Source organism: Tamlana sp. I1 (assembly GCF_015355625.1).
In the GTDB taxonomy this organism is placed as follows: Bacteria; Bacteroidota; Bacteroidia; order Flavobacteriales; family Flavobacteriaceae; genus Pseudotamlana.
On record NZ_JACLAF010000017.1, the window covers coordinates 1 to 16,473 of the forward strand.

The window sequence follows — 16,473 nt, forward strand, 5'->3', positions numbered from 1 at the left end:
AAAATACTTAATAAGTATTTCTGGAAGTAATAAATTGGCTATGGCTAATAATGAATCTGATGGCATTAAAAATTTTTATTCAAAGGTCTTGCTTTTTTAGATGCTCCACAACTTTTGAGATTGACCCGAAGTTAACATAAATTTAAACAAGAGTTCTAGGTGTTGAAAATTCATAAATTATCGTATTTTTGACATCCAATTAAAAAAGGCAGATGTTAGAGAAATTACAAATAGTAAAGCAACGTTTTGATGAGGTTAGCGATTTAATCATTCAACCAGATATTATTTCAGATCAAAAACGTTACGTAGAGCTAAATAGAGAGTATAAAGACTTGCGTATTCTTATGGATAAACGCGAGGAATATTTGGAACTGACTAATAATTTAGCTGAAGCTGAAGAAATTATTTCAGATGGAAGTGATGCAGAAATGGTTGAAATGGCCAAAATGCAATATGATGAGGCTAAAGAAGGGATTCCAAAGTTAGAAGAAGAAATAAAAGTACTTTTAATACCTAAAGATCCTGAAGATTCTAAGAATGCCGTAGTAGAATTACGTGCAGGAACAGGGGGTGATGAAGCGAGTATTTTTGCTGGCGATTTGTTTAGAATGTATACGAAATATTGCGAAGGTCGCGGTTGGAAAGTCGATACCGTAGATTTTAGTGAAGGTACCAATGGTGGATTTAAAGAAATTCAGTTTGAAGTTACTGGCGATGATGTTTACGGAACTTTAAAGTTTGAAGCCGGAGTACATCGTGTGCAACGTGTGCCACAAACCGAAACTCAAGGTCGTGTTCATACCAGTGCCGCAACAGTAATGGTATTTCCTGAAGCTGAAGAGTTTGATGTTGAAATCAATCCTAAAGATGTTCGTATCGATTTTTTCTGTTCTTCGGGTCCAGGAGGTCAGTCGGTAAACACAACCTATTCTGCAGTGCGTTTAACGCATATCCCAACAGGTTTGGTAGCACAGTGTCAAGACCAGAAGTCGCAGCATAAAAATAAAGAGAAAGCCTTTAAAGTACTACGTTCGCGTTTGTACGATTTAGAATTAGCCAAAAAGATGGAAGAAGATGCTGCTTTACGTGGTACCATGGTAACTAGTGGCGACAGAAGTGCTAAAATTAGAACGTACAACTATTCGCAAGGCCGTGTAACCGATCATAGAATTGGTTTAACACTTTATGATTTGTCAAATATTGTGAATGGCGATATTCAAAAAATTATAGACGAATTACAATTGGCTGAAAACACCGAAAAGTTGAAAGCTAATAAAGATGTAATTTAATTCCCAATCTGACTCTTTTCTTAAGGAAAGACACTCGGCTAGATATGTTTAATAATAAAAGTAATTACGTAAAAGTTTCCTCCATAGGAGGATTAAGGAGGATATGACAACAACCCAACTCGTTCAAGAAATAAAGAAAAAGAAATCCTTTCTATGTATTGGATTGGATGTCGATTTAAATAAAATCCCAAAACACCTTCTTAAGGAAGACGATCCCATTTTTGCGTTTAATAAAGCCATTATTGATGCGACGCATCATTTATGTATAGCCTATAAACCCAATACAGCTTTTTATGAGGCATACGGATTAAAAGGTTGGAAATCATTAGAAAAAACGATTCAATATTTAAACGCTAATCATCCAGAAATTTTCACAATTGCTGATGCTAAACGCGGAGATATAGGCAATACAAGTAGCATGTATGCTAAAGCTTTTTTTGAAGACTTAGCTTTCGATTCTGTTACAGTTGCACCGTATATGGGGAAAGATTCTGTAGAACCTTTTTTAGCTTTTGATAATAAGCATACCATTCTATTAGCTTTAACTTCTAATCAAGGTGCTTTCGATTTTCAAACGAAAACCATTGAAGGTAAAGAGGTTTATAAACAGGTTTTAGAAACTTCAAAAACATGGACCAACTCAGAAAACTTAATGTATGTTGTTGGTGCTACTAAAGCAGAGTATTTAGCCGATATTCGAAAAATCATCCCAAATAGCTTTTTATTAGTTCCAGGGGTTGGTGCTCAAGGCGGAAACTTGCAAGATGTTTGTAAGTACGGTATGACCGATACAGTAGGGTTGCTTATTAACTCATCACGAGGTGTAATTTATGCTTCAAATCAAATCGATTTTGCGCAAGCTGCAGCCACTAAAGCAGAGGAGCTTCAAAATGAAATGGCGGTTATTTTGAGTAAACAATAAACAGTGACTTGGCTCCGTTAAGTTGCTTTCGATTTAAATTGGAATCTAAGCTTGTTAAACTTTAATATGATAGACCAACTTCAACGTGTAATTCATTTAGAAAAAACGCCTAAACGCATTATTTCATTAGTGCCAAGTCAAACCGAATTACTATGTGATTTAGGATTAAAGGATAGTCTTGTTGGAGTTACCAAATTTTGTATTCATCCTAATTCTATAAGAAAAGAAGTTGCTGTTGTAGGCGGAACAAAGCAAATTAAAATAGATAAAATTAAAGCACTTCAGCCTGATATTATTTTATGTAATAAGGAAGAAAACACTTTAGAGATTGTTGAAGCTTGCCAGTTAATTTGCAACGTCCATGTTTCCGATATTTATACTTTAGATGATAGTTTGGAGCTGATGCGACAATACGGTGAAATTTTCAACTGTAAAGAGCGGGCTTCACAAATTATTGAAACGGTAAACAAAGAAGCTTCAGAATTTAAAATATTTATAAAGGATAAACCAGCTTTAAAAGTGGCTTATTTCATTTGGAAAAATCCGTGGATGGTTGCAGCAAGTAATACTTTTATAGATTATTTGTTGTCCCTTAATAAATTTGAAAATGTGTATGGACACAAAAGTAGATATCCAGAAATAGAATGTTCTAATTCTAGCTTATGCGGTAATGCAGAGTTGATTTTATTGTCGTCTGAACCTTTTCCGTTTAAAGAATCTCATAAAAATGAGGTACAAGAAAATTTGCCCAATAGCACAGTGAAACTCGTGGATGGGGAAATGTTCTCTTGGTATGGATCAAGACTCATGAAAGCGTTTAAGTATTTTAGAACGCTCCATTAAAATCTTCTGAATATTCTACTTTGGTTGTATCTTCTACAAAGTTTGCAATTCTGTTTTCTAATTCTTTTAAGCTAATTAACTTATTTAAGTTAGGCTTAATCTTTCCTACTCGGCAAAAATGATTGTTCATAATAGTGTCAGTTTTTATTTATATAAAGTACGTGAAAACCTGTTGTTTAGATGTTTTTTAAAGGTTAAAAAAACGATAAGGAATTAAATACTGGCAAATCTAACCTGATTTGTAGTTAGGTATTTGAGTTTATTTACTTCATTAAGGATTTTAATAGCTTTAAATTCTAAAATATCGCTCAAAGCGGCATCTATTTGACTGAAGTTATAGGCTTGTTCTATAAGTTGTTTATATCTATCAAGCAACTTGTTGCATTGGGTTAATATTGAGGCATTCATAATGTTATATTTTTAAAATTATATAATAAAGTACGAGCAAGTATAATGCCCTAGATGTTCTTTAAAAGTTAAATAAATGGTAAATAAAATAGTTAGATGACCGAATTCTGCTGTTCTCGATAGAGGTATTTTAATCTATTGAGTTTGTTAAGCAGTTTTATCGCACGATACTCTGAAATATCACTCAGCGCAGAATCTGTTTGACGCAAATTATAAGCTTGCTCCACAAGAGATTTGTAATCTCTGTAGAGTTTATCTTCATGAAGTTTTATGGCGTCAATTCTGTTCATTGTTATTGCTTGATAAACAAGTACTTAAATATACATTTTTTTTATTTAAATTTTTAAAATCTGTTTAAAAAATTAATAAAAAATTAACGGCATAAAAAAACCGAATGAAAATCATTCGGTTTTAGAAAATTAAGTTGGTGTATTTTAGTCTTGTAAAGCAAATACTTTTTTAAGTAAATCTGTACTTCTATATGAATATTTTGTTCTTATGTCTTTTTCTTCAACTGCAATCATTTTATAAACACCATCTAAGGCTTCATGAGTGACATAATCGGTTAAATCTGGGTTAACAGCTTCCGTAAATGGAATCGTATTGTATTTATTAATCAAATTTGTCCATATTTTGTCGGCGCCCACTTTACTAAAGGAGTTTTTAATTACGGGATTAAATTTATCATAAAGTGATGTTTGGGTTTTCGAAGTTAAATATTGCGTTGCAGCATCATCGCTGCCTGTTAAAATGGCTTTAGCATCGTTAAAAGTTATGTCTTTAACAGCATCAACAAAAATAGGTGTCGCTTCTTTTACGGCGTCTTCAGCAGCTCTGTTAAGTACTTTAAGGCCTTCATCGGCTAAACTGCCTAAGCCAATACTTCTAAGGCTTTTATCTACTTTCTGTAATTCTTTTGGTAAAAGAATTTTAACCATATCATTTTTATAAAAACCATCAGTTTTAGTCAGCTTTGTAACTTGTTTTTCAATACCTAAGTCTAAGGCTTGTCTTAATCCTGCAGCAATATCAGCATTTCCAAGTACACTTGTACCAGAATTAGAACTAGTACTTGTTTGTGGCTGAGTGATTTGATTTGTGGCGTGTTGTAATTCTGCGCAGGCAGTTAAACTAAAAACAGCGGTGATAGCTAAAAAAGTACGAATCATAATTAGGGCTTTTTATTTTGAAATTGAATTGTATATTTTGAAATTGAAAATCTCCGGTTTAGGTAAAAATAACTGTTTTGTTATTATAAACCATTACTTTTCTATTGGCATGAAGCTTTACGGCATTGGCTAAAACTACTTTCTCTAAATCTCTACCTTTAGCAATTAAATCGGTTATGGCATGGGCGTGAGAAACTCGGGCAACATCTTGCTCGATAATAGGACCTGCATCTAATTCTTCAGTGACATAATGACTTGTAGCGCCAATAATTTTTACGCCACGTTTATAGGCTGAATGATAAGGTTTTGCGCCAACAAAGGCAGGTAAAAAAGAATGGTGAATGTTAATGATTTTGTTAGGGTACTTACTAATCAATCGATCTGAAACAATTTGCATGTATCGCGCAAGCACAATAAAGTCTATTTTATGCGCTTCTAATAATTCAAGTTGTTTATTTTCAGCTTCTTTTTTGGTGTCTTTAGTTACTGGAATATGATAGAACGGAATATTGAAATTTTTAGCAATATGCTCTAAATCCCTATGGTTACTTATTATAAAAGGGATTTCTAAGTTTAGTTCTCCAGAATTATAGCGTCCTAGCAAATCGTATAAGCAGTGGTCGTATTTCGAAATAAACAAGGCCATTTTTGGCTTTTTTTCCGAAGAATAAATACGCCATTTCATTTTAAATACTTCAGCTAATTCACTTTTAAAAGCCGCTTTAAAATCTATAGTTGAAAATGATTCAGCAGCAAATTCGCTCTCTAAACGCATAAAAAAGATGTCTTGTTCTCTATCAACATACTGGTCGATATAAACAATATTTCCACCTTTTTGTGCAATAAAATTTGTTATGGAAGCAATAATATTTGGTTGATCCTTACAATGTATAAGTATGGTAATTTTTGTCATTAGAATTCAATCTTTAATCTTTCAAAATTAGGTTAAAAATATAAAAGACTAAACATAGAATATAGTTTTAGATAATATCAAGGAAATGGTTTGATTTTTTGAATATTTCGTAAATTGCCAGACTAAAATAAGAGAATCGTTACGAATGAATCAGCAAGCAATTTACAAGCCCAAACATAAAATTAGAATCGTTACCGCAGCATCACTTTTTGATGGTCATGATGCCTCCATTAATGTCATGCGACGTATTATTCAAGCCACTGGTGTTGAGGTGATTCACTTAGGTCACGATAGAAGCGTGGAAGAGGTTGTAAATACGGCTATTCAAGAGGATGTTAACGCAATCTGTTTAACTTCCTACCAAGGCGGTCACAACGAATATTTTAAATATATGTTCGATCTTTTAAAAGAAAACGGCGCAGAACATATTAAGATTTTTGGCGGAGGTGGTGGTGTTATTTTGCCTTCGGAAATTAAAGATTTAATGGATTATGGCATAACACGTATTTATTCGCCAGATGACGGACGCGAAATGGGCTTACAAGGCATGATTAACGATTTGGTTGAACAATCGGATTTTCAAAGCCCATCATTAATCCTTCCCAAAGGAAAAGAGATTAAAGCAAGTTTAAAAGATAAAGATGTTTCTACAATTGCTCGTTTAATCTCGTTTGCAGAGAATCAACATGATGTTTTTGATAAACTATTCAACCCACAGAGTGAGAATTCCTCTCCTTCGGGGAAGTTAAGAGGGGTGCCTGTTCTAGGAATTACAGGGACCGGAGGCGCAGGGAAATCAAGTTTGGTTGATGAATTAGTACGACGCTTTTTAATGGATTTTCCTGATAAAACGGTTGGTATAATTTCTGTAGATCCTTCAAAACGAAAAACAGGAGGCGCACTGCTTGGTGATAGAATTCGCATGAATGCCATTAATAATAACCGTGTGTATATGCGAAGTTTGGCGACGCGTCAGTCTAATTTAGCGCTTTCTAAACATGTTAATGAAGCGGTTGAAGTTTTAAAAGCTGCAGAATACGATTTAATCATTTTAGAAACTTCAGGAATCGGACAATCAGATACCGAAATTATTGAACATTCAGATGTGTCACTTTATGTAATGACTCCTGAGTTTGGTGCAGCCACACAGTTGGAAAAAATTGATATGCTTGATTTTGCCGACTTAGTCGCTATAAATAAATTTGATAAACGAGGAGCGCTAGATGCCCTACGCGATGTGAAAAAACAGTACATGCGCAACAACCTGCTTTGGGATACGCCACAAGAAGATTTGCCTGTTTTTGGAACGATTGCTTCTCAGTTTAACGACCCAGGCATGAATACGCTTTACAAAGCGATTATTAATAAATTGGTTGAAAAAACAGAAACGGTTTTAGATTCTAGTATGGTTGTTTCAAGTGGTGTTAGTGAAAAAATATTTGTAATTCCCCCAACGCGAACACGTTACTTATCTGAAATTGCCGAAAACAATAGAGCATATGATAAAAAAGCCAATGAACAAGTTGAAATTGCTCAAAAATTATACGGAATTTTTAAAACCATTTGTTCTGTTATAAATGTATCTTCAACAGCGGACGAATTGGCTTTAATAGGCAAATTAGGATTGAATGAAGATGCTATTTCAAAATTTGTTCAGAAGGAAAATAACGATTTTGTAAAACTGCTTATAGCTGAATTTGATAAGGTTAAAATGAACCTCGATCCATACAATTGGGAAATAATTACGGGTTGGGATGATAAAGTGAATAAATACAAAAATCCAATTTACACCTTTAAAGTTCGCGATAAGGAAATCAACATTGAAACACACACCGAATCATTATCTCATACACAAATTCCAAAAGTAGCGTTTCCAAAATATCAAGCTTGGGGCGATGTTTTAAAATGGTGTTTGCAGGAAAATGTGCCAGGAGAATTTCCATATACTTCAGGTTTGTATCCTTTTAAACGAACAGGTGAGGATCCGGCACGAATGTTTGCAGGCGAGGGGAGTCCGGAACGTACTAATAAGCGTTTTCATTATGTGAGTGCAGGCATGCCAGCCAAAAGGTTATCAACGGCTTTTGATAGTGTGACCCTTTACGGAAATGATCCAGATAACAGACCAGATATTTACGGTAAAATTGGAAATGCAGGCGTTTCTATTTGTTGTTTAGACGATGCTAAAAAACTGTACTCTGGGTTTAATTTAGCCGATGTTTTAACTTCGGTAAGCATGACAATAAACGGTCCTGCGCCTATGTTATTAGGTTATTTTATGAATGCGGCCATAGACCAGCAATGTGAAATTTACATCAAAGAAAATGGTTTAGAAAAAGAGGTAGAAACTAAAATTGCAAAGCTTTATAAAGATACCGAACGACCAAAATATAATGGAAACCTCCCAGAAGGAAATAATGGGTTAGGTCTACTATTATTAGGCGTTACTGGCGATCAAGTTTTACCGAGTAATATCTATCAAGACATAAAATTCAAAACGATTTCTCAAGTTCGTGGTACCGTTCAAGCAGATATTTTAAAGGAAGATCAAGCGCAAAATACCTGTATTTTTTCAACAGAATTTGCTTTGCGTTTAATGGGCGATGTGCAGGAATATTTTATTGAGAATAATGTGCGGAACTTTTATTCGGTTTCCATTTCAGGCTACCATATTGCCGAGGCAGGCGCAAACCCCATTACCCAATTGGCGCTAACTTTATCTAATGGTTTCACATACGTGGAATATTATTTAAGCCGTGGCATGGATATTAATAAATTCGGACCAAATTTATCGTTCTTTTTCTCCAATGGTGTCGATCCAGAATATGCTGTTATTGGTCGTGTGGCTCGTAAAATTTGGGCAAAAGCCATGAAACATAAATATGGAGCTAATGCCAGAGCGCAAATGCTTAAATACCATATTCAAACGTCGGGGCGTAGTTTACATGCTCAAGAAATTGATTTTAACGACATTCGCACCACGCTTCAAGCCTTGTATGCGATTTACGATAATTGTAACTCGCTGCACACAAATGCTTACGATGAAGCGATTACCACACCAACAGAAGAATCGGTGCGTCGCGCCATGGCCATTCAACTTATAATTAATAAAGAGTTGGGCTTAGCTAAAAATGAAAATCCTATTCAGGGTTCATTTATTATTGAAGAATTAACCGATTTAGTAGAAGAGGCTGTGCTTTTAGAGTTTGATAGAATTAACGAACGTGGCGGTGTTTTAGGAGCCATGGAAACGATGTACCAACGCAGTAAAATTCAAGAAGAGAGTTTGTATTACGAAACCTTAAAACATAATGGCGATTTTCCAATAATAGGCGTGAATACCTTTTTAAGCAGTAAAGGGTCTCCAACAGTTTTACCTGCGGAAGTGATTCGTGCTACCGAAGAAGAAAAACAACTTCAAATTAAAACTTTAGAGCAGCTGCATCAAGTCAATAATACAGAGGCATTATTAAAAGACTTACAACAAAAAGCCATCAATAATGAAAATATTTTTGAAGCTTTAATGGATGTTTGTAAAGTGTGTTCGCTTGGTGAAATAACAAATGCGTTGTTTAAAGTTGGTGGGCAGTACAGAAGAAACATGTAGTTAAATAATTTTATTTTGTTGATTATAAGTGGATTGTGTTTTGTTTTGAACGACTCATATTAAAGCTCTCTGGTTTTATAAAGCGATTTCATCCTGTTTTTTGACAATTTAAAACAGATAATAGGATTATGTAAACCCTTAATCTAAATTATTTAAAATATTTTTTGGCTTTAATTTTCTAGGTGTAAATTCATTCATAAGGTGCTATTAATTTAGCATGGTTTAACCCAAACTTTAAATTTATTCCCTATGAAATCAACCCTCAAGTACAAGTTTAAAAGACGCTCTAAAAATTATTTAGATTGGTTAGTTTATACAGTGAAATCGGAAAAATATTATTTAGCTGAAGGCTGTATTATGAATAGCAAGAAACGCATGTCAATCGGTTAGTATTTATACTCAAACCAATAAAAAATCCTCAAGAATTATAGGTTCTTGAGGATTTTTTTTGTGGAGAATTTTACAAAGTTAACATCCAATTTCGTTGTAACTTTTTAAACTTTCTTAACTCGTTTCTTAAAATGGGTAAAAAATCTTTGCCGTTACTATTTGAACGTTCTAATCGATACGAATTTTTGTAAAGTTTATTAGTTAGCCTTTTTAACGAAGCAATGTGTTTATGGCGACGTTCGGAGTGTCTTTCTAATTCAGCATTTAGAATTTCTGGAGCTAATGCAACTGACTGTTGAATGATGTCACCAGAAAAATAAATATCGTTATCTTCTGACCCATCGGGTTTTAGAATGGATAAGTCATCCTTTAGGTACATTGAAATATTTTGGGACAATGTAAAAATCTCCAATGCCTTTTGGTAAATAGGTAATTCCGATAGGTTTAGTGGGATATTAGACGACATGGCTCTTTTTCTAAGAATTTTATTCAAAATTACTCACAAGAAAACAAAATCAACTTTAGTTTTTAAAGTAAAATTGTATATTTGCTTTAGTTTTTAATTTATAATAGTTAAAATTCCTTTAAATGAGTGTAGATGCCCTTAATAGTAAGATTTTAAAGTGCTTACAGCAAAATGCGAGGCTCTCAAATGCCGAAATTGGCCGTCAAGTTGGTATTAGTTCCCCGGCTGTTTCAGAGCGTATCAAAAAAATGGAAGACCTAGGTATTATTGAAGGTTATAAAACGATTGTGTCACCTTTTGAAATAGGTTACCAGCTAAAAGCCATCATTACTTTAAGGGCTTTTATGGGGAAGTTGAGACCCTTTTTAGAAAAAGTAAAAACTTACGATGAAGTTATAAATTGTTACCGAATTACAGGTGATGAAAATATTGTTATGGAGGTTGTTTTAAAAAACCAAAAACATCTTGAATCTTTTATCGATCAGCTTATTTCTTATGGCGAATCTAAAACTCAAATTGTACTTTCAAACGTCGTAAAACAAAAGGAAGTTACGCCAATTAAATAATTTTTTAAGTTACTTTAAGCGCCACGGCGGATTTTTTCTGTTTTTTCCAGCGTGATATAAAATGATTTGGTTGCCATCAGGATCTTTTAAACGTGCTTCACGCCATAGCCAAGGTTTGTCTTCTGGCAACTCGTCAAAAACAATGCCTTTTGATAACAGTTTTTCTACGGCAGCATCTAAATTCGTTTCCTCAAAATAGATTGTAATCCCTTGTCCTTTTGGTAATGCATCTACCTGATGAATCGAGAATGTAGCATCGCCATCTGGGCATTCAAATCTGGCATACCGTGGATGTGTAAAAACAATAAGATGCAATCCTAAGGTTTTATAAAAAGCGATTGATTTTTCAATATTTAGCGATGGAATGGTTACTTGATTTAAATTCATAATAAAGCTTATTTTATGCTTTCAATATGTTTGGCAATTAATTTGGCGTGTATTCTAGAATTTTCAATAAACCATTTATGTGTTTCTTTGCCACCGCAAACTACGCCTGCCAAATACAGTCCTTTAATGTTCGATTCCATGGTGTTACTATCATATTCAGGTATGCATTTTTCGTCTTTAGATAAGGTGATACCACTGTTTTTTAGTAAATCAAAATCAGGAAGATATCCCGTTAAGGCGATTACAAAATCATTTGGAATAGTTACAGAGCCGTTTTGAGTTTTTATAATGGCAGAATCTTCCTTTATTTCTTCAATTTCCGAGCTAAAGTAGGCGGTAATACTGCCTTCTTCAATACGGTTTAAAATGTCTGGTCGCACCCAATATTTTACACGCTCACCAATAGTTTCGCCACGAATTACCATGGTAACTTGGCCTCCTTTACGCCAAATTTCTAAAGCTGCATCAACAGCCGAATTGCTAGCACCTACAATAATGACATTTTGTAAAGTGTAATTGTGGGCTTCTTTGTAATAATGTGACACTTTATCTAAATGCTCTCCAGGCACGTTTAAAAGTTTAGGGATATCATAAAACCCTGTACAAAGGATAACTTGATTTGATGTATAGTGTGCTTTATCTGTAATGGTTTCAAAAGTTTCTGAATTTTTGTTGACAGAAACTACCGTTTCATACAAATTAACATGCAATTTATTCGAAGTAGTTACGCGTCGGTAATATTCTAAAGCCTCATCGCGGTTGGGTTTTGGGTTGTTGCTTATAAATGGAATGTCGTCAATTTCTAACTTTTCGGAAGTTGAAAAAAACGTCATGTTTTTTGGGTAGTTAAAAAGTGAATTTGCTAAAGTGCCTTTTTCGATAATCACATAATTCCAGTTTCTTTTTTGGCATTCCAAGGCACATGCAATACCTATAGGACCACCACCAATTATTATGATGTCTTTCTGTACTTTTTTCAAATTTTGTGATTTTTGGGTTTCAAATGTTTTTGATTTATCAAAGCTATTTAAAACAATTGGAAATTGTATTTTTGATTTAATATATTTTGAAAATGATTGTTTTCAAATGAGGTGTCTCAGTAAATCAAAATCATATAAAACACATGAGAATCAATTTTTTTATCATCATTATTTTAGTATCATTTTTTAGTTGTGCTCAAAAAAAACGTCCAATTCAAGGCGAAACCGATTTTCAAAAGCAAATGAATGCCGATTTTAAAGATGCATCAAAATCACCATTAAAAACGAGTGATAGAAAGACTTTTGAAGGATTGGATTTTTTTAAAACAGATTCCACTTATGTGGTTACAGCACAGTTGGAACGTACACCAGACACAGATTGGTTTCAAATGAAAACCACTACAGATCGTGTTTCAGAAGAGCGTGTTTTTGGAGTTTTAACTTTTGAATTGCATGGAAAGACACATCAATTAAATATTTATCAAGGCAAAGAAATGATGCATGAACCAGGTTTTGAAAATTATTTGTTTTTACCTTTTTTAGATGAAACTAATGGGTTTGAAACTTACGGCGGAGGGCGTTATATTGATGCTGAAACCCCAAATGGGGATATCATGATTATAGATTTTAACAAAGCCTATAACCCTTACTGTGCTTACAATGAGAAGTATTCTTGCCCAATTGTGCCTAGAGAAAATTATTTAAAAACTAGAATTGAAGCTGGCGTAAAAAACTTTAAAAAGCATTAAAAACTTTTGGCTAAAAACATGCCAAAAAATACAGCAAGAAAACCAACAATAAAACTCAAGCAAGTATACATAGCAAAACTTAAAAAATCGCCAGATTTTAAAAACACATGGTTTTCATAAGCAAATGTTGAAAATGTTGTAAAACCACCACAAAACCCTGTTGCAAGAAGCAACGTATGATTTTGAGTAAGTGTATCATTTTTAGCCGCTAAACCTAAAATTAATCCTATTAACAAGCTACCTAAAATATTGGCTACAAAAGTGCCGTAAGGTATACCACTTTCAAAACTATTAAGATGTTTTCCAATAATATAGCGTAAAACACTTCCAAAGCCACCACCAACAAATACAAATAAAAGGCTCTTCATAATTTATTTTACTGCAATGTATATTTCAGTAATCCAATCGGCTGGATTTTCGCTATCTGTTGGCGTTGTAATATATGTTTCAAGCATGGGACCGTTTCCGCTAAATTCCAAGTTGTTTGAAGGAATGTATGTCATCGCTGTTTCCCAAGCTTCTTCTAAATTTTTATAGTTTCCTTTTAGGGTTGTTTTTACAGCTTTAAAAGGTTCTAATTGTCCTGTTAATATATCATTTTCAGCTGAAATGGTTTTTTCTATAGTTGGAATGCAGCAGGAAAATATTACGGCATTATTGTCTATATCCCATTTATGGTAGTATACAAAAGGCGTTCCTGCCATTTTTATGTTGTTCGTTTTTGCGTATTGAATCACTCTAGGCAACATGGTTTCCATCTTATTTTGTAAATCGGAAATTTTACATGAAGTCGTGTTGTAAATATAGTATCCGCCACCATGTTCGGTAATACCATTTACAGTGATGTTGTATATTTTCATGTCAGCATTAACAATACTGTCTAATTTAAACAAACCACGATCAAAATCTGGAGCCGTATTTTTTTCAATAGAACCAGCAAATGTTGTATACATTTTTGTCATAAAATCTTGTTTTCCGTGCATGGCCCAAGTTACTTTGGTGCCTTCATCGGTATCTTCAAAAGTCCAATTAATATTCGATTTAGACTTAAAAGGCTTAATAAATTCTATGTTTTGTTTTATCGATTTATCTTTTTCAACAGCGATTGTTTTCATTTTGCCTTCACCTAAAATCTTGCCATTCCAGGAATAACCAGCGTCAACGCCCGAGGTTTTTTCTTCATAAGTTAAGTCGGCATCGGGTTCGTGTTCAATCCAAGGCGAAAAACTTGGCCAACTCTTATAATCGTTTACCTTATTGTATAGGAGTGAAGCTGGGGCTTTAATAATTCTACTTCTATTAAAACTAAATTCATTTGGCTGCACGGCGATGTATATGGCGGTACCAATAAAAATAATAAGTAAAAGGAATAAAATGTATTTAAATGCTTTCATCTGGTTGGTTTTATTAAATGTATAAATCAAAGATACTCATTTTTAATTTTCAGTTAATAAATTATTACTTTTGTTGAAATTCTGTTTGTGTTTTATAGTTAAATGTGGTTTTGTTATTTTAATCTATAGCGCTTCATAGTTGTATTGGTATTAATTTATAATTATAATTTAAGAATATGCGAATAAAAACAATTTTAAATTTAGCACTAATAAGTGTCGTGTTTTGGTCTTGTGGTAGCGAGAAATCCGAGCAAAACAATCAAGAAATAACTGAAGAGAAAAAAGTAGAGTTTGATTACAATGTGGAACAGTTTGGAGACGTAAAAGTGCTGCGTTATCAAATTCTAGGTTGGGAAAAGTTAACCCTTAAAGAACAAAAACTAGTGTACTATTTAACGCAAGCTGGTTTGTCGGGACGTGATATTATGTGGGACCAAAATTACCGCTATAATTTAAAAATTAGGAATGCACTAGAAAATGTTTACACCCATTATAAAGGTGATAAAACGACTGAAGATTGGAAAGCTTTCGATACCTATTTAAAACGTGTTTGGTTTAGCAATGGTATTCATCATCATTATTCAAATGATAAATTGAAGCCTTCATTTTCAGCTGAATATTTAAAGACCCTATTAACTGAAACTAATACGACCTTAGAAGCTGATGCGTTTAATGTGATTTTTAACGCTATCGATTCTAAAAAAGTAAATCAAGCGAAGGGTGTTGATAATGTATTGCTTTCTGCTGTTAATTTTTACGGTCCTGATGTAACCAATGCCGATGTTGAAAATTTTTATAAAACAAAGGTTTCTCCTAACCCAGAAAAGCCGTTGTCGTTTGGATTAAATTCACAATTGGTTAAAGAAAACGGGGTGTTAAAAGAGCGTGTTTTTAAATCGGGAGGTTTATATGGTTCGGCGATAGATGAAATTATCAAATGGTTAGAATTAGCCAAAGAAGTTGCCGAAAATAAAGCACAAGGCGATGCTTTAGGTTTGCTTATTTCGTATTATAAAACTGGCGATTTACAAACTTGGGATGATTATAATGTAGCATGGACAGGCGCAACCAAAGGCAATATTGATTATATAAACAGTTTTATTGAAGTGTACAACGATCCTTTGGGATATCGCGGATCTTATGAAAGTATCATTCAAATAAATGATTTCGATATGTCTGAAAAAATGAAAGTTTTATCAGATAACGCGCAATGGTTTGAAGATCATTCTCCATTAATGGAAGCCCACAAAAAGAAGAATGTTGTTGGTGTAACTTATAAAGTAGTTAATGTTGCAGGCGAGGCGGGAGACGCTTCACCAAGTACACCAATTGGAGTTAATTTACCTAACGCGAACTGGATTCGTGCTGCGGTAGGAAGTAAGTCGGTATCGCTAGGAAATATTATTCAGGCGCATAACAGTTCAGGTGGAAGTGAGCGTTTAAAAGAGTTTGTAAACGATGAAAAAGAATTAGAGCTAGAAGAAAAATACGGTCAGTTAGCCGATAAGTTACACACCGCTTTACACGAAGTTATTGGGCATGCATCTGGGCAATTAAATCCTGGAGTAGGAGAGACTAAGGAGACTTTAAAAAATTATGCCTCTACTTTAGAAGAAGGACGTGCCGATTTGGTTGGTCTTTATTATTTATACGACCCGAAACTGCAAGAATTAGGTTTGGTAGTCGATTGGAAAGCTGTTGGTGAGGCGGCTTACGATGGTTATATTAGAAACGGTTTACTAACGCAATTAATTCGTTTAAATTTAGGTGATGATGTTGAAGAAGCGCACATGCGAAACAGACAATGGGTTTCTGCTTGGGTTTTTGAAAAAGGTCAGCCAGACAACGTTATTGAAAAAATAACAAGAAATGGAAAAACCTATTTCAATATTAATGATTATGAGAAATTGCATGAGCTATTCGGACAATTATTAAGAGAAACTCAACGTATTAAGTCTGAAGGGGATTATGCTGCTTGCGAGGCTTTGGTTGAAGGTTATGGTGTAAAAGTAGATCAAGCCATTCATGCCGAAGTTCTTGAGCGTAACAAGCAATTTAAATCGGCGCCCTATAGCGGATTTGTAAATCCTGTTTTAGTGGCTGATAAAAATGAAAAAGGCGAAATAATAGCTATAAAGGTAACACAGCCAGAAACTTTTGAAGGACAAATGCTAAATTATAGCAAAAACTATAGTTTCCTGCCAGAGGTTAATTAATTCCGCTGTTATAAAGAATTATAAAAACACAATCTTTTAAGGTTGTGTTTTTTTATTTACGCTAAAAATTAATAAAATAGCATTAATTACAAGCAGGGCACTTATTATTAAAATAACGTTCATATTACGGTTTAGTTTATGTTAGTTAAGTAGTAGATGCTTAGTTTGTAAAAA

Annotated in this window: 17 protein-coding genes; 8 read left to right on the forward strand and 9 right to left on the reverse strand. The window is 33.8% G+C overall.

The features are described from left to right. The first annotated feature begins 212 nt into the window (after positions 1-212). The 3 genes from prfA (at position 213) to H6X70_RS14845 (ending at position 3,054) form a co-directional block, all read left to right on the forward strand. Positions 213-1,289, forward strand: a complete 1,077-nt coding sequence (gene prfA, locus H6X70_RS14835) for a peptide chain release factor 1 (RefSeq protein WP_194768480.1) — start codon at positions 213-215, stop codon at positions 1,287-1,289. A 103-nt stretch (positions 1,290-1,392) separates the two neighbouring features. After that, positions 1,393-2,211 (forward strand): orotidine-5'-phosphate decarboxylase, encoded by an 819-nt coding sequence (gene pyrF / locus H6X70_RS14840; RefSeq protein WP_194768481.1) that lies wholly within the window; start codon positions 1,393-1,395, stop codon positions 2,209-2,211. 66 nt (positions 2,212-2,277) lie between these two features. Further along, positions 2,278-3,054, forward strand: a complete 777-nt coding sequence (locus H6X70_RS14845) for an ABC transporter substrate-binding protein (protein WP_194768482.1) — start codon at positions 2,278-2,280, stop codon at positions 3,052-3,054. A gap of 213 nt (positions 3,055-3,267) precedes the next feature. Here H6X70_RS14845 and H6X70_RS14850 read toward each other — a convergent pair whose 3' ends face one another. From H6X70_RS14850 to purU, 4 genes are all read right to left on the reverse strand, one after another. Continuing rightward, entirely contained in the window at positions 3,268-3,462 is a 195-nt protein-coding gene (locus H6X70_RS14850; protein ID WP_194768483.1) for a Lacal_2735 family protein, read from the reverse strand. A 92-nt stretch (positions 3,463-3,554) separates the two neighbouring features. Next, complete coding sequence (locus tag H6X70_RS14855; RefSeq protein ID WP_194768484.1) at positions 3,555-3,752, reverse strand: Lacal_2735 family protein; 198 nt, start codon at positions 3,750-3,752, stop codon at positions 3,555-3,557. Between the two features lie 144 nt (positions 3,753-3,896). Then, entirely contained in the window at positions 3,897-4,631 is a 735-nt protein-coding gene (locus H6X70_RS14860; protein WP_194768485.1) for a DUF4197 domain-containing protein, read from the reverse strand. Positions 4,632-4,689: 58 nt separating this feature from the next. Continuing rightward, positions 4,690-5,544: a formyltetrahydrofolate deformylase gene (purU, locus tag H6X70_RS14865; RefSeq protein WP_194768486.1), complete on the reverse strand. Its 855-nt coding sequence runs from the start codon at positions 5,542-5,544 to the stop codon at positions 4,690-4,692. 145 nt (positions 5,545-5,689) lie between these two features. Between purU and H6X70_RS14870 the strand changes: the two genes are divergently transcribed. Together H6X70_RS14870 and H6X70_RS14875 are read left to right on the forward strand one after the other, a co-directional pair. Continuing rightward, the gene (locus tag H6X70_RS14870; protein ID WP_194768487.1) at positions 5,690-9,151 is read left to right on the forward strand and encodes a methylmalonyl-CoA mutase family protein; all 3,462 of its coding nucleotides are present in this window, start codon (positions 5,690-5,692) and stop codon (positions 9,149-9,151) included. A gap of 249 nt (positions 9,152-9,400) precedes the next feature. Then, entirely contained in the window at positions 9,401-9,541 is a 141-nt protein-coding gene (locus H6X70_RS14875) for a hypothetical protein (RefSeq protein ID WP_194768488.1), read from the forward strand. A gap of 70 nt (positions 9,542-9,611) precedes the next feature. On the opposite strand, the gene H6X70_RS14880 is transcribed toward H6X70_RS14875, so the two are convergent. Further along, positions 9,612-10,007 (reverse strand): hypothetical protein, encoded by a 396-nt coding sequence (locus H6X70_RS14880; protein WP_194768489.1) that lies wholly within the window; start codon positions 10,005-10,007, stop codon positions 9,612-9,614. Positions 10,008-10,129: 122 nt separating this feature from the next. Between H6X70_RS14880 and H6X70_RS14885 the strand changes: the two genes are divergently transcribed. Beyond that, positions 10,130-10,573: an Lrp/AsnC family transcriptional regulator gene (locus H6X70_RS14885; protein WP_194768490.1), complete on the forward strand. Its 444-nt coding sequence runs from the start codon at positions 10,130-10,132 to the stop codon at positions 10,571-10,573. A gap of 9 nt (positions 10,574-10,582) precedes the next feature. Here the strand turns inward: H6X70_RS14885 and H6X70_RS14890 are convergent, their stop codons facing one another. Then, entirely contained in the window at positions 10,583-10,960 is a 378-nt protein-coding gene (locus tag H6X70_RS14890; RefSeq protein ID WP_194768491.1) for a VOC family protein, read from the reverse strand. Positions 10,961-10,968: 8 nt separating this feature from the next. Beyond that, positions 10,969-11,940, reverse strand: a complete 972-nt coding sequence (locus H6X70_RS14895) for a YpdA family putative bacillithiol disulfide reductase (RefSeq protein ID WP_194768492.1) — start codon at positions 11,938-11,940, stop codon at positions 10,969-10,971. A gap of 143 nt (positions 11,941-12,083) precedes the next feature. Between H6X70_RS14895 and H6X70_RS14900 the strand changes: the two genes are divergently transcribed. After that, positions 12,084-12,689 carry a DUF1684 domain-containing protein gene (locus H6X70_RS14900; protein WP_194768493.1) on the forward strand — a complete coding sequence of 202 codons (606 nt, stop codon included), beginning with the start codon at positions 12,084-12,086 and terminating at the stop codon, positions 12,687-12,689. On the opposite strand, the gene crcB is transcribed toward H6X70_RS14900, so the two are convergent. Then, positions 12,686-13,057, reverse strand: a complete 372-nt coding sequence (crcB, locus tag H6X70_RS14905) for a fluoride efflux transporter CrcB (protein WP_194768494.1) — start codon at positions 13,055-13,057, stop codon at positions 12,686-12,688. The two genes, H6X70_RS14900 and crcB, sit on opposite strands and share 4 nt — an antisense overlap. Before the next feature lie 3 nt (positions 13,058-13,060). Then, complete coding sequence (locus H6X70_RS14910) at positions 13,061-14,083, reverse strand: SRPBCC family protein (protein WP_194768495.1); 1,023 nt, start codon at positions 14,081-14,083, stop codon at positions 13,061-13,063. Between the two features lie 176 nt (positions 14,084-14,259). Here H6X70_RS14910 and H6X70_RS14915 point away from each other — a divergent pair, with 176 nt between their 5' ends. Then, entirely contained in the window at positions 14,260-16,299 is a 2,040-nt protein-coding gene (locus tag H6X70_RS14915) for a dipeptidyl-peptidase 3 family protein (protein WP_194768496.1), read from the forward strand. The last annotated feature ends 174 nt before the right edge of the window (positions 16,300-16,473 follow it).